The 19,339-nt window shown below is 45.3% G+C and carries 16 protein-coding genes; all 16 read left to right on the top strand.

Translation table 11 applies throughout. The features are described 5' to 3' along the window. The first annotated feature begins 44 nt into the window (after positions 1–44). The 16 genes from NST25_RS18725 to rpsO all read left to right on the top strand — a co-directional run bounded on the left by NST25_RS18725 (position 45) and on the right by rpsO (position 19,208). Positions 45–812, top strand: coding sequence for an isoprenyl transferase (locus tag NST25_RS18725; RefSeq protein ID WP_076127834.1), 768 nt, complete (start codon positions 45–47; stop codon positions 810–812). Between the two features lie 20 nt (positions 813–832). Then, a complete protein-coding gene (locus tag NST25_RS18720) occupies positions 833–1,636 on the top strand; it encodes a phosphatidate cytidylyltransferase (RefSeq protein ID WP_076127836.1) in 804 nt (267 codons plus the stop codon). A gap of 23 nt (positions 1,637–1,659) precedes the next feature. After that, entirely contained in the window at positions 1,660–2,799 is a 1,140-nt protein-coding gene (locus NST25_RS18715; protein WP_340033262.1) for a 1-deoxy-D-xylulose-5-phosphate reductoisomerase, read from the top strand. 247 nt (positions 2,800–3,046) lie between these two features. Next, positions 3,047–4,321 carry an RIP metalloprotease RseP gene (gene rseP / locus NST25_RS18710; protein ID WP_076127839.1) on the top strand — a complete coding sequence of 425 codons (1,275 nt, stop codon included), beginning with the start codon at positions 3,047–3,049 and terminating at the stop codon, positions 4,319–4,321. 25 nt (positions 4,322–4,346) lie between these two features. After that, complete coding sequence (gene proS, locus NST25_RS18705) at positions 4,347–5,795, top strand: proline--tRNA ligase (RefSeq protein ID WP_036688477.1); 1,449 nt, start codon at positions 4,347–4,349, stop codon at positions 5,793–5,795. A 266-nt stretch (positions 5,796–6,061) separates the two neighbouring features. Further along, positions 6,062–10,390, top strand: coding sequence for a PolC-type DNA polymerase III (locus NST25_RS18700; RefSeq protein WP_076301622.1), 4,329 nt, complete (start codon positions 6,062–6,064; stop codon positions 10,388–10,390). A gap of 199 nt (positions 10,391–10,589) precedes the next feature. Beyond that, positions 10,590–11,057: a ribosome maturation factor RimP gene (gene rimP / locus NST25_RS18695; protein WP_076127842.1), complete on the top strand. Its 468-nt coding sequence runs from the start codon at positions 10,590–10,592 to the stop codon at positions 11,055–11,057. A 26-nt stretch (positions 11,058–11,083) separates the two neighbouring features. Beyond that, a complete protein-coding gene (nusA, locus tag NST25_RS18690; protein WP_036688470.1) occupies positions 11,084–12,181 on the top strand; it encodes a transcription termination factor NusA in 1,098 nt (365 codons plus the stop codon). Positions 12,182–12,209: 28 nt separating this feature from the next. Next, entirely contained in the window at positions 12,210–12,518 is a 309-nt protein-coding gene (locus NST25_RS18685) for a YlxR family protein (RefSeq protein ID WP_036688467.1), read from the top strand. Further along, positions 12,511–12,834, top strand: coding sequence for a YlxQ family RNA-binding protein (locus NST25_RS18680; RefSeq protein WP_036688466.1), 324 nt, complete (start codon positions 12,511–12,513; stop codon positions 12,832–12,834). Before NST25_RS18685 ends, NST25_RS18680 begins: the two co-directional genes overlap by 8 nt. Next, entirely contained in the window at positions 12,827–15,478 is a 2,652-nt protein-coding gene (infB, locus tag NST25_RS18675; RefSeq protein WP_076309717.1) for a translation initiation factor IF-2, read from the top strand. The genes NST25_RS18680 and infB overlap by 8 nt, the downstream gene beginning before the upstream one ends. A gap of 18 nt (positions 15,479–15,496) precedes the next feature. Then, positions 15,497–15,844: a 30S ribosome-binding factor RbfA gene (gene rbfA / locus NST25_RS18670; RefSeq protein WP_076127845.1), complete on the top strand. Its 348-nt coding sequence runs from the start codon at positions 15,497–15,499 to the stop codon at positions 15,842–15,844. A gap of 72 nt (positions 15,845–15,916) precedes the next feature. Then, positions 15,917–16,894 (top strand): bifunctional oligoribonuclease/PAP phosphatase NrnA, encoded by a 978-nt coding sequence (locus tag NST25_RS18665; RefSeq protein ID WP_076106341.1) that lies wholly within the window; start codon positions 15,917–15,919, stop codon positions 16,892–16,894. Continuing rightward, complete coding sequence (truB, locus tag NST25_RS18660; RefSeq protein ID WP_076127847.1) at positions 16,891–17,805, top strand: tRNA pseudouridine(55) synthase TruB; 915 nt, start codon at positions 16,891–16,893, stop codon at positions 17,803–17,805. Before NST25_RS18665 ends, truB begins: the two co-directional genes overlap by 4 nt. A 37-nt stretch (positions 17,806–17,842) precedes the next feature. Then, positions 17,843–18,790, top strand: coding sequence for a bifunctional riboflavin kinase/FAD synthetase (locus tag NST25_RS18655; protein ID WP_076127848.1), 948 nt, complete (start codon positions 17,843–17,845; stop codon positions 18,788–18,790). A gap of 148 nt (positions 18,791–18,938) precedes the next feature. Then, on the top strand, positions 18,939–19,208 hold the full coding sequence (rpsO, locus tag NST25_RS18650; RefSeq protein ID WP_036656390.1) for a 30S ribosomal protein S15: 270 nt from the start codon (positions 18,939–18,941) through the stop codon (positions 19,206–19,208). The last annotated feature ends 131 nt before the right edge of the window (positions 19,209–19,339 follow it).

The raw sequence follows: 19,339 nt of genomic DNA, 5'->3' as shown, positions 1-19,339 counted from the left end.
GGTGGGGTTTGTCTCTTTCTGATAAGAGCTTGGAGGAAACGGAAATGATCAAACGGATTCAAGCGTGGCTGAGCCGTAAAGACAGGCAACAGTCAGTCGAGATTTCACCGGATAACATTCCCCGGCATGTGGCTGTGATAATGGATGGTAATGGACGCTGGGCTAAACGGCGCGGCTTACCGCGCGTTATGGGTCATCAGAACGGCATGAAGGCTGTCAAACGTGCTACGATCGCTGCAGACGAATTAGGTATTAAATACTTAACGATGTATGCGTTCTCGACAGAAAACTGGATACGCCCGAAAGAAGAAGTCGATTACTTGATGCGTTTGCCTGGGGAGTTTCTGGCGATTGAGCTTGATGAGCTAATCGAGAAGAATGTTCAAGTACGCATGATGGGTGACGCTGACGCTTTACCTTCATATACCCGTAAGGCTATGGAAGAGGCGGTAGCTCGAACAAAAGAGAATACTGGATTGATCTTAAATTTTGCTCTTAACTATGGCGGACGCAATGAAATAGAAGGCTGTATGCGCAGTTTAGGGAAAGATATCCAAGCTGGTATATTGTCGCCAGAAGAAATTACATCAGAGTTGATTAACAACAGACTATTAACTGCTGGTTTACCCGATCCTGATTTGCTGATACGTACAAGCGGAGAAATTCGGCTTAGCAATTTTATGTTATGGCAGGTTGCCTATAGTGAACTGTGGTTTACTGATGTGTACTGGCCTGAGTTCGACAAAGAGCATTTGCATCAGGCCGTTGCTGAATATCAACGACGAACACGCCGTTATGGTGGACTGAAGTAGCTTGTTAGGAGATGGAACCTTTGAAGCAGCGATTGATTACCGGAATTGTTGCCGGAGTATTATTTTTAGGGTTATGTGTACTGGGAAACTGGCCGTATCAGGTTCTGCTTATTGCTATGGCTCTTATAGGTTTTTATGAATTTGTCAAAATGATAGGTATTCCTACGCTTTCCGGTACTACTGTTCTGGGTTACGCAGCTATTCTAAGCTTCATGATCCCATGGAATTTGCTTGGTGTTAATGAGCCGTTGTCCTGGGAGCAAGGGATTTGGATTCTGCTGTTATTGTTCCTTCTGGTCACCGTTTTTACTAAAAATAAATTAGATATTCGAGTAACAGCCTTGCTGTTTACTGGTATTGTATACATTGGAATGGGCTTCTCTTATATGGCCGTGGCTCGTGCATCGGATGACGGACATGGTTTGTTCTGGACTTTTTTGCTCCTGTTCTGCATTTGGGGCAGTGATGCGGGGGCATATTTTGTAGGCAGAAGCTTTGGCAAGAACAAGCTCTGGCCGGCCATCAGTCCTAACAAAACGGTGGAAGGTGCTGTTGGCGGGGTACTGATCTCGATGCTTATTTCTATCGTGTTTGCGCTGCTTGCTCCTGAACACTTGACGATAGGACGAGCATTGCTTATTGGGCTTTCTTGTGCGATATTAGGACAGCTTGGAGATCTTGTGCAGTCAGCTTATAAACGTGCGTATGGCATTAAAGACTCAGGTACACTTTTGCCAGGGCATGGCGGTATTCTTGATCGATGTGACAGCTGGATTATCGTATTTCCATTCGTACATATTGTAATGCTTATGCCTTACTATTAAACGAAGGGAGAGAGAGTATAACTATGAAAAAAATAAGTGTTCTAGGTTCGACGGGTTCGATCGGCACTCAGACTCTAGATGTCATCGCAATGCACCCAGACTCTTTTGAAGTAGATGGCTTGGCGGCCGGAACAAATACAGCATTATTACTGGAGCAAGTTCGTCGTTTTAACCCGCGTAGAGTCTCTGTGGCAACGAAAGAGCTGGCAGATGAGATTAGATCCAGCCTACCTTCTGGTATAGAGCTTTACAGCGGGAATGAAGGGCTTGTTGAAGTGGCGGCTGGCGGCGATGCCGAAATGGTCGTAACGGCTGTTATGGGAAGCGTAGGGCTTCAATCAACACTAGCGGCAATTGAAGCTGGCAAACATATTGGACTCGCCAATAAGGAGACATTAGTAACGGCCGGACATTTGGTCACTGATCTTGCTAATCGTAAGGGAGTTAAGCTGTTGCCGATTGATAGTGAGCATTCAGCTATTTATCAATGTCTCAATGGTGAGAACATCTCAGATATTGCCTACATTACTTTAACAGCATCCGGCGGCTCATTCCGTGACTTTACGCGTGATCAGCTTAAGGATGTGACGGTAAAAGATGCGCTTCGTCATCCGAATTGGAGCATGGGCGCGAAAATAACGATAGATTCTGCTACAATGGTGAACAAGGGCCTAGAGGTTATTGAAGCACATTGGTTATTCGGTCTTCCGTATGAACAAGTGAATGTGCTGCTGCACCCGGAGAGCATCATTCACTCATATGTTGAATTCCGTGACAGCAGTATTATTGCCCAGCTTGGCAATCCCGATATGCGTGTCCCGATTCAATATGCACTTACTTATCCAGCTCGTTGGGAATCTCCGGCTCAGCGTTTGTCGTTAGCTGAGATAGGACGTTTGACCTTCCGTGAAATGGACTTTGAACGTTACCCTGCACTGAAGCTAGCGATAGATTGTGGAAAAGCTGGTGGAACGGCGACTACAGCTTTTAATGCTGCGAACGAAATAGCTGTTGCTCGATTCTTGAGTCATGAGATCTCGTTCCTGCGTATTGAGGAGATAATCGGAGAAGTGCTAGATCGTCATAATAACGAGCATAATCCGAATCTGGAACAAATTGAATCCTGTGATAGACGTGTTCGAGAACTGGCAGCTACGCTGTAGAACGTTGAAAGATCTCCTTTTCAAAATATAAGAAAGTATAAGTTTCACTTTATACATTATCCTTATATTTCTCGCGTAAACGCGTACCGACTCCTTAAGGGACACCGATGGTGTTATTGCTTGACTGGAAATACTTACTTTGCCCTAAAAATAGGTTGGGACAGTTGATTCTCTTGTGCCTGATCGGAGAATAATGATAAATTAAGAGGACATACTTCGGTCTTACACCTAAAGGGGGATGATACGTTTGGAAATGGTTCAGGTCGTTTTTTTAACGGTGCTCATGTTTTTTGTACTTGTGACTGTACACGAATGGGGTCACTATTATTTTGCCAAACGCGCCGGTATTCTCGTGAGGGAATTTGCTATCGGTTTCGGTCCGAAACTGTTTTCTTATAAACGGAATGAGACTCAGTTCACTCTTCGCTTACTGCCTTTTGGCGGTTATGCCCGTATGGCTGGTGAAGATCCTGAGATTGTCGAGATAGGTTCTGGACAGACCATTGCGGTAAGGCTCGGACAAGACAATAAAGTTAAAAACATTTATCTGGATGCACTAGACACCCGTAGAAATGTTATCCGTGGTGAGGCGCTGAATACCGATCTCGAGGATAAATTGCAGATTACCTTAGATGTGGACGGAGAAGTTACAACTTATGATGTTCATCCGCAAGCGATGATGATTAAAGGAACGCAACAGACACAAATTGCACCTAAAGATCGTCAATTCGGCAGCAAGACCGTGGGTCAGCGTGCGTTGGCTATTGTTGCGGGTCCTGTGATGAACTTTCTGTTAGCCTTTGTACTCTTCGCCATCCATTTGCAAATGGTCGGTATTCAAGTTGAAAATCCTACTTTTGTTAAGATTGGCGACGTCTCCGAAGGAATGCCTGCGCAAGAAGCAGGACTCCAAAAGGGCGACATCATTGTCTCCATCAATGGTGAGAAGATCGGTGCTGATTACCAAAAAATGATTAGCTTGACCTCGGAGTCCAAAGGGAAAGAAATGAACTGGACGCTGCAGCGGGGAGAGGAAACCCTTAACGTTACGCTAGTTCCTCGTAGTATGGAAGGGCAAGAAGGCGGTAAAATAGGCATCACTCCTGAGCTGCCTACTCGTAAAGCTGGTTTTGGCGAGACGATAACAGGTTCAGGAAAAGCTATGGTCGATACGACAGAAGCTATCTTTTTGGGCTTTAAACAATTGATCAATAAATTCAATATGGATGATATTGGAGGTCCGGTTCGTACGTTTGAAGTAACCGGTCAAATTGCTCAACAAGGTATTCAGTATCTTACATACTGGGCCGCTATTTTGAGTCTATATCTGGGGATATTTAACCTCTTGCCGATTCCGGCACTCGATGGAAGCCGTCTGGCATTCCTAGGTGTAGAGGCACTGCGTGGCAAACCTGTGGATCCGGGTCATGAAGGCATGGTTCACTTTGTAGGTTTTGCACTGCTATTTTTATTAATGATTGCTGTTACGTATAATGATATTTTACGTTTGATCAGCGGCTAATTTTCTTCGGGAGGCATTCCATTACATGGCAAAAGATAAACAATTCGTTACGGAAATCACGCCGCAAAGCGAGGATTTCTCACGCTGGTATATTGATGTTATTAAAAAAGGAGACTTGATGGATTACTCTCCTGTTCGTGGCTGTATTGTATTTAAGCCAGAAGGCTATGAAATATGGGAGCATATTCAGGAGGAAATGAACCGTCGCCTCAAGGAAACTGGGCATCGAAACGCTTATTTTCCAGTGTTCATTCCAGAGAGTTTCTTTCAGAAGGAAAAGGATCACATTGAAGGCTTTAATCCAGAGCTGCCATGGGTAACAGAAGCGGGTGGTGATGTACTTGAGGAACGTCTCGCAGTTCGTCCTACTTCAGAGACCATGTTTGGCCACATGTACTCCAAATGGATTCAATCTTATCGTGACCTTCCTGTACTTATCAATCAATGGGCGAACGTGGTTCGTTGGGAGAAACGTACATTGCCATTTATCCGCACTACTGAGTTTCTTTGGCAAGAAGGGCATACCGCGCATGAGAATGAAGCGGAAGCTCGTGAAGAAACTATGCGGATGCTGGATAACTACCGTGATTTTGTCGAGACCTATCTTGCCATTCCGGTTATTACCGGACAAAAGACACCTTCCGAGCGTTTTGCCGGTGCGGTAGATACGTATTCTATTGAAGCGATGATGAAGGATGGACGCGCTGTTCAGGCTGCTACTTCACATTACCTTGGCACCAAGTTTGCCACAGCTTTTGAGATTCAATATTTAAGCCGTGACAATAATTTGGAGTATGTACACACTACTTCATGGGGCTCAACCACTCGCTTGATTGGCTCCTTGATTATGGTACATGGAGATGACCGCGGTCTTGTTCTGCCGCCTAAGGTAGCTCCAACGCAAGTTATTATGATTCCTATCGGACCTCCTAAGACCCGCGAAGCTGTGATTGGGCGGACGGACGAGCTGTTTAAGGAATTGAAGAATGCTGGCGTTCGTGTACGTGTAGATGATCGTTCAGATGTTACCCCAGGCTGGAAGTTTAATGAATATGAAATGCGTGGAGTGCCAGTACGTTTGGAGCTTGGACCACGCGATATGGAGAATGGCGTCTGTGTTCTCGTCTCACGTGTCACCGGTGAGAAGAAGGTTATTCAACAGGAAAACCTCGTAGAAGAGGTTCAAACAATGCTTGAACAGGTTCACAATGAAATGTTCGAACGTGCGCTGAAATTCCGTGAGGACCATTTCTATTCTGTGGATTCCTTGGAGGAAATGAAAGCTTCGATGGACGAAAAACGTGGATTTGCTCTAGCTGGATGGTGTGGTTCCGAAGAATGCGAGTCCAAAGTTAAGGAAGAGACAGGTGCGGGTAGCCGCAATATTCCTTTTGATCCAGCGGAGACTAAGCAAGTCTGCATTTGCTGTGGCCAACCAGCCAAGCATACTGTGGTTTTTGCAAAGGCGTATTAATCATTAGGCACCGATCAACAGTCTTGTAGTATTTTAATTTAGCTTCTGGCGAGAGGAGTCGGCGGGCCGTAAGAACCCAATGCTTTTTGAAACCAGAAGCTTTTTAAAATATAAGAATTTATAGGTTTTCGCTATAAATTCTTATATTTTTACGAGAAACAGTTGTCGTCTTTAAAAGTCGACTACATCGTTTCTTCTTATCATATTGTACTTTCACTGTATATCATGGATAGTTTTAACTGGGTTATTAAAGGTGGGAGGAAAGCATGGAACAAAACCAGGAGAGAAGAAAAAGGTTCGAGCTCTTGATGAAGCAGGGTGAAATTCCACCTGCAATCATGGACCCCTACTTTTTGGATGGGTATATAGAACGTGTTGAGATCAGTCGTGGCAACCGGGACTGGCAAATCGTTATAGCGAAAGATAGTCTGGTTCCAGCACAGGTATATCGGACATTTTGCCTTAGAATGCGTGAGAAGCTACAGCATATAGCTAAAGTAAGCTTTTTGTTCATATATGATGAGAAGGTTAGCAGAGCGGAGCTTGTCCAGGAATATTGGGGACTGTTTCTGGAGTGGGTACATCGGGAGATTCCATCGGTAAACGGCTGGCTGACCCGCTCCTCACAGGAGCTTAAAGAGGATACTTTAATGTTAACGATGAGTGATTCCACTTCGATGGAGTTAGCTCGCAAAAAAAGCATCGATGGAGCAATTATTAAATTTTATGATAAGTATTTCGGTCTCTCCTTAAAGGTTAAATTACTAATGGCGGAGAACGAAAATAATAATGTTGAAGCATTCGAAGAATTTCAGCAAAAGCTTCAGCAAGAACAACGCGAGATCGTTGAGCAGATGATGACTGCTGTGGAAACAGAAGCTCCTGCTGATGATAGCGATCCTAATGAAGTAATTAAGCTTCAAGTGGGGTATGAAATTAAGGAACAGGCCGTGCCGATTCTTGAAATTCAAGATGAAGAGAAGAAAATTACAATTCAGGGTACCATTTTTGGTCTGGATCGTAAGGAGCTTCGCAATGGCAGTACCTTGTTCACTTTCAGTCTGACCGATTTTACAGATTCTCTACAAATGAAGATGTTCGCGAAGACTAAAGATGATCTGAAGGTTATGAGTCAGCTAGCCAATGGCAAATGGGTAAGAGCACGCGGGAAAGTAGAATATGACCGTTTTATGCAGATTCCTGAGCTCGTGATGATCCCTTCGGATTTAACGGAAGTTAAGGCACCGCCTGCGCGTAAAGATACAGCTCCTAAGAAACGGGTGGAATTCCACCTTCACACTACGATGAGTACGATGGATGCGGTCACTCCGATCACTACCTATGTCAAAACAGCTGCCCAGTGGGGGCATCCTGCGATTGCTATTTCTGATCATGGCGGCGTTCAGGCTTTCCCTGATGCAAACCATGCAGCTCATAAGCATAAGATAAAAATGATTTATGGTGTGGAAGCTAATGTTGTGAATGACTCTGTGAATATTGTTGAGAACGCTCAGCCTTTGGACTTGAAGACAGCTACCTATGTAGTGTTTGATATAGAAACCACGGGTTTATCGATTACCCGCAATAATATTACGGAGCTGGCGGCCATTAAAATGTGCGAAGGCAAAGAAGTAGACCGTTATTCTACTTTTGTTAATCCGCATGAGAAAATCCCTTATCATATTCAGCAATTGACCAATATTACGGATGAAATGGTTAAGGATGCTCCTGATCTTGAGCCAGTACTGCGTAAGTTTGTTGAATTTGTGGGTGATAGTATCCTTGTAGCTCATAACGCCAGATTTGATATGGGTTTTATTCAGGCCTCGTTACGTAAAATAGGTGAACCTGTACTTCCGAATCCATCTCTTGATACGCTTGAGCTCGCGCGGTTACTATATCCAAGCATGAAGAATCACAGGCTGAACACATTAGCCGATAAATATAAAGTTCTTCTGGAAAGCCATCACCGTGCGATTGATGATACCATAGCACTCGGCGGTATATTAACAGGATTGCTCGCAGATGCTGAAAAGATGAAGGGCATGACCCGCCTTGATCGACTAAACGATTATGTGGGTAATGATCTTTCGAACACACGACCGTTCCACTGTAATATTTATGCACTAAATCAAATAGGGAAAAAAAATCTCTATAAGCTCATTTCCATGTCACATACGGAATATTTCAAACGTGTACCTTGTATTCCGAAATCCAAGCTGGAAGAGCATAGAGATGGACTGCTCGTGATTTCGGGTTGTGAACGTGGAGAGTTTTTTGAAGCAGTACTCAACAAAACGACTGAGGAAGCCATGGAGGTTGCTCATTTTTATGATGTGCTGGAGATTCAGCCATTGACCATGTACATGCACTTGGTGGACAAGGGCTTTGTAGCAGGCCCTGATGAGCTTCGCGATGTAGTCCGGAAGGTTTGCGAAATAGGGGAACAGTTGAATAAACCTGTTATCGCAACGGGGAATGTACATTATCTTGAACCCCGGGACAAGCTGTATCGTGATATTACGATTAATGGGATCACGGGCTTTAGTCCGCTTAAAGACCAACGCAAACCGGATGCACACTTCCGCACAACAGATGAAATGCTGTCTGAATTCGAATTTCTTGGTGCTGAAAAAGCGATGGAAGTCGTTGTCACAAATACAGTTGAGCTGGCGGAGCGTTTTGAAGAACTGGAGCTATTTCCAGATAAGCTATTTACACCAATTATTGACGGGGCGGACGAAGAAATTCGCGAGACCTGCTACAATACTGCCAAATCCATTTACGGTGAAGAGCTGCCTGAGGTAGTTATTGCCCGTTTGGAGAAAGAGCTTGCACCGATTATTAAATACGGGTTCTCTGCCAACTATTTGATTTCTGAACGTCTCGTTAAAAAGTCAAATCAGGATGGGTATCTCGTAGGCTCGCGGGGTTCCGTAGGTTCTTCTGTAGTAGCTACATTTCTAGGAATTTCAGAAGTTAATCCTTTGCCTGCGCATTATATTTGCCTAAACCCCGAGTGTCGCCATAATGAATGGTTCCTGGACGGTAGTGTGCGGAGCGGATTCGATTTACCAGATAAAGTCTGCCCGGATTGCGGTCAGAAGCTCAAAGGTGAAGGCCAGGATATTCCGTTCGAGACCTTCCTTGGATTTAAAGGGGATAAAGTCCCCGATATCGACTTGAACTTCTCAGGGGAATATCAGCCGAATGCACATAACTTTACCAAAGAAATGTTTGGTGAGAAAAATGTATTCCGTGCCGGAACGATTGGTACCGTAGCTGAGAAGACAGCCTTCGGATTTGCAAAAAAATACGAAGAACTTCACCAGAAACGTTGGCGTGGAGCTGAAGTTGGCCGTCTGGCGGCTGGCTGTACAGGCGTTAAACGTAGTACGGGACAGCATCCGGGTGGTATAGTCGTTGTTCCAGACTATATGGAGGTAGAAGATATTACGCCAGTACAATTCCCGGCGGATGATGTCAATGCTGAATGGAAGACCACACACTTTGATTATCACGCTTTTGACGCGAATTTGCTGAAGCTTGATATTCTGGGTCATGATGATCCGACGATGATGCGGATGCTTCAGGATTTGACAGGTGTTGATCCAACTTCTATCCCGATGAATGATCCGAAAGTAATGAGCATGTTTAACTCTACAGATGCACTTGGAGTAAGACCTGACGAAATCAGATCACCGGTTGCGACCTATGGTGTGCCCGAAATGGGTACCAAGTTCGTACGTCAAATGCTTATTGAGTCGAAGCCGTCCAGCTTTGCTGACTTACTGCAAATATCAGGTTTGTCTCATGGTACTGGAGTTTGGCTTGGTAACGCTCAAGAGCTTATAAAGAATAACACTTGTAACATTAAGACCGTTATCGGTTGCCGTGATGACATCATGCTCTTCTTAATTTATAAAGCGGGAATGGATGCGAGCTTGGCCTTTAAAATTACCGAGAGTGTTCGTAAAGGTAAAGGTTTGTCTGACGAATGGATCGAGGAAATGAAAAAGTGCAAGGTCCCACAATGGTATATTGATTCTTGTCTAAAGATTCAATACATGTTCCCGAAGGCGCATGCTGCTGCATACGTAATTTCTGCAGTACGTACCGCCTACTTCAAGCTGTATCATCCTATTGAATATTATGCGACTTATTTCTCTGTACGTGCAGCAGATTTTGATATTGAATTGTGCTGTAAGGGGTATGAAGCCATCAGCCGTCAGATCGTAGAGATTGAGCAAAAAGGATTTCAAGCTTTGCCTAAGGAAAAGGCTATGTTGCCTGTCCTTGAGATGGCTTTGGAGATGACGGCACGTGGGTTTACATTCAAAAACATTGATCTTTACCGCTCAGAAGCGAATAAGTTTATTGTTGATGACAAGAGTTTGATTCCTCCGTTTTCTGCTTTAGCGGGAATTGGTGAGAATGCTGCTATCAACATAGCTGCTGCGAAAGATGCTGGCGAGTTCCTGTCTATTGAAGATTTCCAGCAGAAATCAAAGGCAAGTAAGACGGTTATTGAGCTGCTGACCGGCATGGGCTGCTTCCGCGGCTTACCGGAAAGCAATCAACTTTCCCTATTTTAAAGGCTTTAACAACACTTATTTCATGGCTAGAAAAGAGTGCTCTAAAGGGGGAGTCAAGGGCTAGCACTTGTCAGTCCAGTTTCCCTATGGTATAATTTCTTTGGTAATAATGAGATAAGTCCGTTGTGTAAAGAGTGGGGAAACCCACTCTTTATCTTTGGTATATAGCAAAAGACAAGTTCGTGGAGGTAATTTTCTTTTGAGCACACCCAAATCTAAAATTAAACAAACGGTAGAGCAGATGCTCGGGCCCTATCTCGACGACAATGGTTTCGAACTGGTGGACGTTGAATACGTGAAGGAAGGCTCCAATTGGTTTCTGCGTATATTCGTAGATAAAGAAGGCGGCATTGATATTGATGACTGCGGGATCATTAGCGAATATTTCAGTCAGAAGTTAGATGAGAATGATCCTATTCCTGAGGCATATTTCCTTGAGGTTTCCTCGCCGGGAGCAGAGCGTCCTCTCAAAAAAGCTGCGGATGTAGCTAAAGCGGTAGGTAAGGACGTGTATGTGACTGTTTATGAGCCGATTCAAGGACTCAAAGAATTTGAAGGTCGTTTGCTCTCGTTCGAGAACGAGGAACTGCTCATCTCCGCGGGCAAAAAAGAACATGTAGTACCGTACGCCAAGGTCGCAAGTGCGAGATTGGCCATTATTTTTTAACGTCTTGAAAGGGGGGCCGGAAATTCATGAGTATGGAGTTTATTGAAGCAATGAATGAGCTGGAGAGGGAGAGAGGCATCAGTAAAGATGTGCTGTTTGAAGCGATTGAAGCGGCGCTGATCTCTAGTTATAAACGTAATTTCAATGCAGCACAGAACGTGCGTGTTGACATGAATCGCAATACAGGTGTCATTAAAGTGTTTGCCCGCAAGTTAATTGTTGAGGAGGTCCTGGATACAAGGACTGAAATCTCATTGCCGGCAGCCAGAGAAATTAACCCGCATTTCCAGCTGGAAGATATCGCTGAGCTTGAAGTGACACCGCGTGATTTTGGACGTATTGCCGCACAGACTGCTAAGCAGGTTGTAACTCAACGAATTCGCGAGGCAGAGCGTGGACTTATCTATAATGCTTTTATCGACAAAGAAGATGATATCGTTACTGGACTAGTTCAACGTCAAGATATGCGGAACATTTACATTGATCTTGGTAAAATCGAAGCGGTTCTTCCGCTTAGCGAATTGATGCCAGGTGAAAAGTTCAAACAAAGCGAACGCATCAAGGCTTATATCACAAAAGTTGAGAATACAACAAAAGGTCCGCAGATTATGCTCTCCCGCAGTCATCCTGGATTACTGAAGCGTCTGTTCGAGCTTGAAGTTCCTGAAATATTTGACGGTGTAGTTGAGATTCGTTCTGTAGCCCGTGAAGCTGGCTTCCGCTCGAAGATTGCTGTGTATTCCCGCAATCCAGAAGTAGATCCCGTTGGTTCTTGCGTAGGTCCAAGAGGCACACGCGTTCAGACCATCGTTACTGAGCTTCGCGGTGAGAAGATCGATATCGTCCGTTATTCTGATCTGGTGCAGGAATATGTTGCGAATGCACTTAGCCCTTCAAAGGTTCTTGAAGTTCAAGTCTTTGAAGCGGAGAAGATGGCGAGAGTTATCGTTCCTGATTATCAATTGTCACTGGCTATTGGTATTAAAGGGCAAAATGCACGTCTTGCCGCTAAACTTACCGGCTGGAAGATTGATATCAAGAGTGAAACTCAAGCGGAGCAGGAATACGGCAGACCGAAATCTTCTATTGATGAAATGCATCAGGATTCCGTCTCCATAGATTAATTAACCTGCTTGACGGGAGGCGTTTGTTATGAAACAAAAAAAGGTGCCGCTGCGTAAATGCGTTGCTACCCAAGAGATGATGCCTAAAAAAGAGCTGATTCGTGTGGTAAGAACGCCTGAAGGTGAAGTGCTGATTGATCTGACGGGCAAGAAGTCAGGCCGTGGTGCTTACATATGCGGCAAGCTTGAATGCTTTCAGCTGGCACAAAAGAACAAAGCACTTGACCGTGCATTGAAATGTCAAGTGAGTCCTGAAATCTACGCCCAGCTAGCCCGGGAGTTTACTTCCGTGGAAGAGCAGTTTCTAGCAGCAAAGGATAGTGAGGATAATGAGTAAGGCGCTTTCTTATTTAGGGCTTGCCATGAGAGCAGGCAAGATAGTCACCGGTGACGAGGCTGTACTCAAAGCTGTACGGTCTTCAGAGGCGAAGCTGGTCGTTCTGGCAGGTGACGCTTCAGATAATACCCAAAAAAAGTTCCGTGATAAATGCGGAACTTACGATATTCCACTAGTAATCGCATTTCACCGGGATGAACTCGGTGCAAGTATTGGTAAAGACCAGCGTGTAGTACTGGCCATTACGGATAAAGGATTCGCGGAAATGATCTCCAAGCAACTCGGAGATACTGTCGGAGGTGGATTTATTGACTAAAGAAGAGAACAAAGATAAATTGCGCGTGTACGAATACGCCAAGTCACTAAACATGAGCAGTAAAGAAATTATTACTATTCTGAAGCGTTTGAATGTCCCTGTGAATAATCATATGAGTGTCATGGAGAATGGATCCGTGAACAAAGTTGAACAGTTCTTTAAGGATATCAAATCAAACGCTGCAGCCAAGCGGGATACCGGCACCAGCAGCCGGCCGGTAACAACCGGTGCGGTAACAGCCGAACCTCAAAGTGCTCAGAATGCCAACAAAAATCAACAGGAAAAGCAGGTAGGTATGAACAGTAACCAAAACAACAACCAATCGACGACGTCCCCAAGGCCCCAAAGCGGACAAGATTCCCGCAGAACACAAACAGGTTCAACGCAGAATGCACGTCCGCAACAAAGCGGTGCTCCACGTACTAACAGTACTAGCAGCAGCCGCCCGCAAGGCAGCACTACTGGCGGCAATCGCCCACAAGGTAGCAATACCGGTGGCAGCCGTCCGCAAAGCAGTAATACTGGCGGCAACCGTCCACAAGGTAGCAATACTGGTGGCAGCCGTCCGCAAGGCAGCAATACTGGTGGTAGCCGCCCACAAGGCAGCAACACTGGTGGAAGCCGTCCACAAGGCAGCAACACAAGTGGCAGCCGTCCGCAAGGACAAAGCAGTGCACCACGCACTGACAGCCGTCCACAAGGTCAATCTGGCACAGGCGGAGGTTTCACACGCGGTGATGACAGAGGTCCTAAAAAGAACACAACTGGTGGCAGACCGAATAATAATCAAAGACGTTTCGATGATGGTAAAGGTGGTAACTACCGCGGTCGTGGTGGTAAGAATGGCCGTGGCAAGAACCAGCCAATGGTACACCGCGAGAAGATCGATAACACACCTAAGAAAATCATCGTTCGTGGCAGCATGACCGTTGGTGAAACAGCGAAATTGCTTCACAAGGATGCTTCTGAAGTAATCAAAAAGCTGATTTCGATGGGTGTTATGGCTACCATCAACCAAGAACTTGATATCGACACCATTTTGCTACTCGCTGCTGAATTTGGCGTAGAAGTAGAAGTGAAGATTCCTGTTGACGAGGACAGCTTCGAAACAGTGGAAGAGAATGACAATGAAGAGGATCTTCAGACTCGTCCTCCAGTAGTTACTATTATGGGTCACGTTGACCATGGTAAAACTACACTACTTGATGCTATTCGTTCGACCAATGTGACGCTAGGCGAAGCCGGCGGAATCACTCAGCACATCGGTGCTTATCAAGTCGAAATCAATCAAAAGAAAATCACGTTCCTTGATACACCTGGTCACGAAGCATTTACTGCTATGCGTGCTCGTGGTGCACAGGTTACGGATATGACAATTATCGTAGTAGCTGCTGATGACGGTGTTATGCCTCAGACCGTTGAAGCTATTGCACACGCTAAGGCTGCTGGACTTCCGATTATTGTCGCTGTTAATAAAATCGACAAACCGGGTGCAGATCCTGATAAGGTGAAGCAAGAGCTTACAAGTTATGAACTTGTTCCTGAAGAGTGGGGTGGAGATACCATCTTCGTTAACCTCTCTGCGAAACAACGTATTAACTTGGAAGAACTGCTGGAAATGATCCTGCTCGTAGCTGAAGTTAATGAGTACAAAGCGAACCCTGACAAACGGGCACGCGGTACTGTTATAGAAGCTGAGCTTGATAAATCCCGTGGACCAGTTGCTCGTATACTCGTTCAGAACGGTACGTTGAAAGTCGGCGATGCCTTTGTAGCAGGTAACTGCTTCGGACGTGTACGTGCGATGGTCAATGATAAAGGTCGTAAGATCAAAGAAGCTGGACCATCTACTCCAGTAGAAATTACTGGTTTGACTGAGGTGCCACAAGCTGGCGATCCGTTTATGGCTTTTGAAGACGAGCGTAAAGCGCGTGCGATTGCTGATAGACGTTCTACTTCCCAACGTCAATCTGAGCTGAATACGAACACCCGTGTAACTTTGGATGATCTGTTCCAGCACATTAAAGATGGCGAGATCAAAGACCTTAACGTGATTATCAAAGCTGACGTACAAGGTTCAGTCGAGGCGCTTAAAGGATCCTTGGCTAAGATCGAAGTGGAAGGCGTGCGCGTGAAGATCATTCATAGCGGTGCTGGTGCGATTACTGAATCCGATATTACGCTTGCAGCAGCATCGAATGCTATCGTTATCGGCTTTAACGTTCGTCCAGACGCACAGACCAAAGCAGCTGCTGAGCAAGAAAAAGTAGATGTTCGTCTGCACAACATTATCTACAATGTAATTGAAGAAATCGAAAGTGCCATGAAAGGTATGCTCGATCCTATCTATAAAGAGAATGTTATCGGTCACGCCGAAGTTCGCAGCGTGTTCAAAATCAGCAAAGTGGGTACCATTGCAGGATGTATGGTTACTTCCGGTAAAATTACCCGTAATGCTGAAATGCGCTTGATCCGTAGCGGAATCGTAGTGTTCACAGGTAAGGTTGATACTTTGAAACGTTTCAAAGATGATGCCAAAGAAGTGGCGCAAGGTTATGAATGTGGCATAACTTTGGAACGCTATAATGACGTCCAAGAGGGCGACATTATCGAAGCGTTTCTTATGGAAACTGTAGAGCGCTAAGCGAAGAGGTGAATATAGATGTCTAAAATTAGAGCAGGACGAGTGGGCGAGCAGATCAAGAAAGAGCTTAGTCAACTTATCCAAAGCGGTCTGAAAGACCCTCGAATCGGTTTTGTAACTGTAACTGGCGTAGACGTGACTAACGATCTATCGCAAGCCAAGGTATACCTAAGCGTGTTCGGGGATGAAGAGCAGAAGTCAGACTCGCTTAAAGCGATTGAGAAAGCCAATGGTTTTCTTCGCTCAGAGCTTGGCAAGGCCATTCGCCTTCGGCATACACCGGAGCTGATCTTCAAGTTCGACGAATCTGTCGCTTATGGCAGTCATATTGAGAAGCTTCTTGGAGAGCTTCATAAGAACGATTAGAAATAAGTGATTAAAGTGGGGTTCAAAATAGCGTTATGCTATTTTGAACAACCTTTAAAAAGGAGACGGCGAATGCAGAGCTATGAACAAAGTCTCCAGCAGACCCGTGAGTTTCTGCTGGAACACGACGATTACCTTGTAGTGTCGCATGTTCAGCCGGACGGAGATGCAGTCAGCTCCACCCTTGCGGTGGGCTGGCTTCTCTCATGTCTGGGCAAAAAATATACTATGCTGAATGAAGGACCGATCCCGAAGCGAATGGAATACCTATGGCATTCGGATGAAATCATCAATATGGCCTCTAGTGAACCGCCCCGTCAATACAGCAACGTCATCTGTGTGGATTGTGCGGATTTTCAGCGAGTAGGGCTGACAAATCGCTATTTTGCGAATGAGGCTCTTATCCTGAACATTGATCACCATCCAACAAATAACGGTTATGGATTCGTTAATTTAATCAAACCGGATGCAGCTGCGACAGCGGAAATTTTGTTCGACCTGCTGAAGACATTCGAGATCGAATGGGATATTGATATCGCCACAGCTATATATACGGGTCTGTTAACAGATACCGGTGGTTTTCGTTATACCAACACATCACCAAAAGTAATGGCAGCTGTATCTGAGCTATTATCCCTTGGGGTTAACGGTCCTGAACTCGCTGAGACATTGCTTGAAGAAATGACGCTGCCACAGGTTAAAATATTAAATAAAGCCTTAAATACGCTGGAATTATCTCCTGAAGGAGATATTGCCTGGCTATATGTTACACCCGAGCATATGATCGAATGTGCTGCTGCTAATGAAGATTTGGAAGGAATCGTAAACTACCCTCGTAATATTCGGGGCGTGGAAGTAGGCATTCTTTTTAAAGTTATTCACGAACATGCGGTCAAGGTTAGCCTGCGTTCTGCCGGTAAAGTTGACGTGGCTGCATTGGCGCAAACGTTTGGAGGCGGCGGTCATACCCGTGCTGCAGGTGCGCGTATAGAAGCTACGCTTGAAGAGGCAATAGCTCAGGTGCTTGAGGAGGTAAGACGTCATTTATGAGTGAATTAGAAGGTGTTCTGGCGGTTTATAAACCGGCAGGCTTCACTTCACATGATGTTGTAGCCAAGGCACGTCGGATTCTCGGCATGAAACGAATTGGTCATACGGGGACACTAGATCCCCAAGTGACTGGTGTATTGCCGCTTTGTCTGGGACGTGCGACTCGCGTTGTGGAGTATATTCAGGAGCTGCCCAAAGAATATGTGGCAACACTGAGACTGGGGATGTCCAGTGATACTGAAGACTTAACTGGAACCATTACGGAAACTGTTGATGAGGTTCATGTAACTGAGGAAGAGATTCTTGCAGTACTTGCCTCTTTCAAAGGCGTAATTTCTCAGGTTCCTCCCATGTACTCTGCGGTGAAAGTCGACGGCAAACGTCTTTATGAATTGGCTAGAGAAGGCAAAACCGTTGAACGGAAAAGTCGCGAAGTAGAGATTTATGAAATCGAAATGACGGATATGACTTGGGAAGGTAATCATCCCGACATCACTTTCCGGGTATTATGCTCCAAAGGCACGTATATTCGTACACTTTGTGTAGATATCGGTCGTGCGCTTGGACTGCCGGGTGTAATGGTGAAGCTGGAGAGAACAATGTCGGCAGGAATTTCTGCCAGCCATTGTTTATCCCTTGAGGATATTGCCGCGCACAAGGAAGCCGGAACATTGGAAGATCATTTAATCGCTGCTGATGAGGCAATTTCGCATTTGCCTAAGCATACCGTTATGGATGAGAAGAAGAAGGCAGCACTGCAAGGGCAACGTTTGTCTTCGCGGTTCATTGCTCCAGAAGTGAAGACAACAGGTCAAATTCGGCTATACGATCTTCAGGGATTGTTTCTTGGCATTTATGAGCTGGAAGAGACAGGTGCTATTGCCCCAGTAAAGGTGTTTGCACAAGCTTAAATCAATTTTACCAAGTGAATTGTAGGTGAGAAACAGCGTGAGAACCGTAACGTTAACCTATCCGATGTCGCCGGAGACTGCTGCCGAATGGGCACAACCTCAAGTGGCTGCTCTAGGGCAGTTTGACGGCCTGCATCGTGGACATGCCAGCGTCATTACATCCGCTGTAGCCTTAGCCCGTAAACAAGGTGTGCCGGCTGCAGTCCTTACATTTCATCCTCATCCCAAAGATGTTATGGGTAAGGGAGATTATGAAGGGTACTTGACGCCACCCTTTGAAAAGCAAGAGATTCTTGCCAGCATGGGTGTCGATATCCTGTATGTTGTTGAATTTAATGAGCAGCTTTCCCGGGTTAGTCCACAGAATTTTGTCTCTGTTATGCTTTTACCGCTACATATTGTAACAGCAGTTGTTGGCTTTGACTTTCGCTTTGGCTACCAAGGTGAAGGCGATGTTGAGATGCTTCGCAAACTGGGTGAAGGTGTTATGAATGTGGAAGTTGCTCCTCCTTTTCTGCTTGAAGGTGAAAAGGTTAGCAGCTCCGGCATTCGTAAAAGTCTCCAAAATGGAGATCTGGGGCTGGCAAACTCCTGGTTCGGACGTTGCTATCATCTGCGTGGTGAAGTGGGGCATGGTGAGAAGAGAGGCCGCACAATTGGTTTTCCAACTGCCAATTTGAAGCTCAGTGATCATTTTGTCATTCCGACCAAAGGTGTATATGCGGTCCGAGTCTTTTATAAGGATAAAGTTCTGTACGGGGTTATGAATGTGGGTGTTAAACCAACCTTTCATGAGGGTGTGTTAACTCCGAGCTTTGAGGTTCATCTTTTTGACTTCGAGGGTGACCTGTATGATCAAGAGCTTAAGGTAGAATTGGTAGCTTACATTCGTCCAGAACGGAAGTTTGACTCCATTGGAGCATTGATTACTCAGATTGGCGAGGATGCAGAAACCGCGAAGAAGATTCTGGAGTATAATTTATAGTCATCCCGGACAAGCCGTTTACTTTTGTTAATGGAGATGCTATACTAAGTAACGTTGCTGGCTTACAGCATCATAACCTTAGCTTGGTTGCACGTTCTCACCGACGGTGACGAGGCTAGTGGCGATTATATTGAAGGAGGTGAACAGGATGGCATTAACTCAAGAACGTAAACATCAATTGATCGACGAGCACAAAACTCACGAATCCGATACTGGATCCCCTGAGGTGCAAGTTGCTATCCTAACGGAGAACATCGTTAATTTGACTGACCACTTGCGTACGCACAAGAAAGATCATCACTCCCGTCGTGGATTGTTGAAAATGGTTGGACAACGTCGTAAACTTCTGGCGTATTTGAAAAACAAAGACATCAGACGTTACAGCGCCCTGATCGAAAGACTGGGATTGCGTCGTTAATTTTCCATAAGATTACTCTTAAAGCAGCCTGGTTGTATACCGTATGTCCTTCTCGGAGCGACAGCGGGACAGCTGGGTTGCTTTTTGAAAATTTAGGGAAAACTTAATATTAGGATCGATGAGATTATTCG

Origin of the sequence: Paenibacillus sp. FSL E2-0190 (assembly GCF_037992965.1) — a bacterium.
GTDB lineage: Bacteria > Bacillota > Bacilli > Paenibacillales > Paenibacillaceae > Paenibacillus_AQ > Paenibacillus_AQ odorifer.
This window is presented reverse-complemented; position numbering and strand designations above follow the sequence as displayed.

Bases quoted from the DNA above. Each gene is read 5' to 3' on its own strand.
- truB (WP_076127847.1), top strand. From the start codon at position 16,891: ATGAGTGAATTAGAAGGTGTTCTGGCGGTTTATAAACCGGCAGGCTTC.
- NST25_RS18685 (WP_036688467.1), top strand. From the start codon at position 12,210: ATGAAACAAAAAAAGGTGCCGCTGCGTAAATGCGTTGCTACCCAAGAG.
- nusA (WP_036688470.1), top strand. From the start codon at position 11,084: ATGAGTATGGAGTTTATTGAAGCAATGAATGAGCTGGAGAGGGAGAGA.
- rpsO (WP_036656390.1), top strand. From the start codon at position 18,939: ATGGCATTAACTCAAGAACGTAAACATCAATTGATCGACGAGCACAAA.
- NST25_RS18700 (WP_076301622.1), top strand. From the start codon at position 6,062: ATGGAACAAAACCAGGAGAGAAGAAAAAGGTTCGAGCTCTTGATGAAG.
- NST25_RS18665 (WP_076106341.1), top strand. From the start codon at position 15,917: ATGCAGAGCTATGAACAAAGTCTCCAGCAGACCCGTGAGTTTCTGCTG.
- NST25_RS18715 (WP_340033262.1), top strand. From the start codon at position 1,660: ATGAAAAAAATAAGTGTTCTAGGTTCGACGGGTTCGATCGGCACTCAG.
- NST25_RS18680 (WP_036688466.1), top strand. From the start codon at position 12,511: ATGAGTAAGGCGCTTTCTTATTTAGGGCTTGCCATGAGAGCAGGCAAG.
- proS (WP_036688477.1), top strand. From the start codon at position 4,347: ATGGCAAAAGATAAACAATTCGTTACGGAAATCACGCCGCAAAGCGAG.
- rbfA (WP_076127845.1), top strand. From the start codon at position 15,497: ATGTCTAAAATTAGAGCAGGACGAGTGGGCGAGCAGATCAAGAAAGAG.
- NST25_RS18725 (WP_076127834.1), top strand. From the start codon at position 45: ATGATCAAACGGATTCAAGCGTGGCTGAGCCGTAAAGACAGGCAACAG.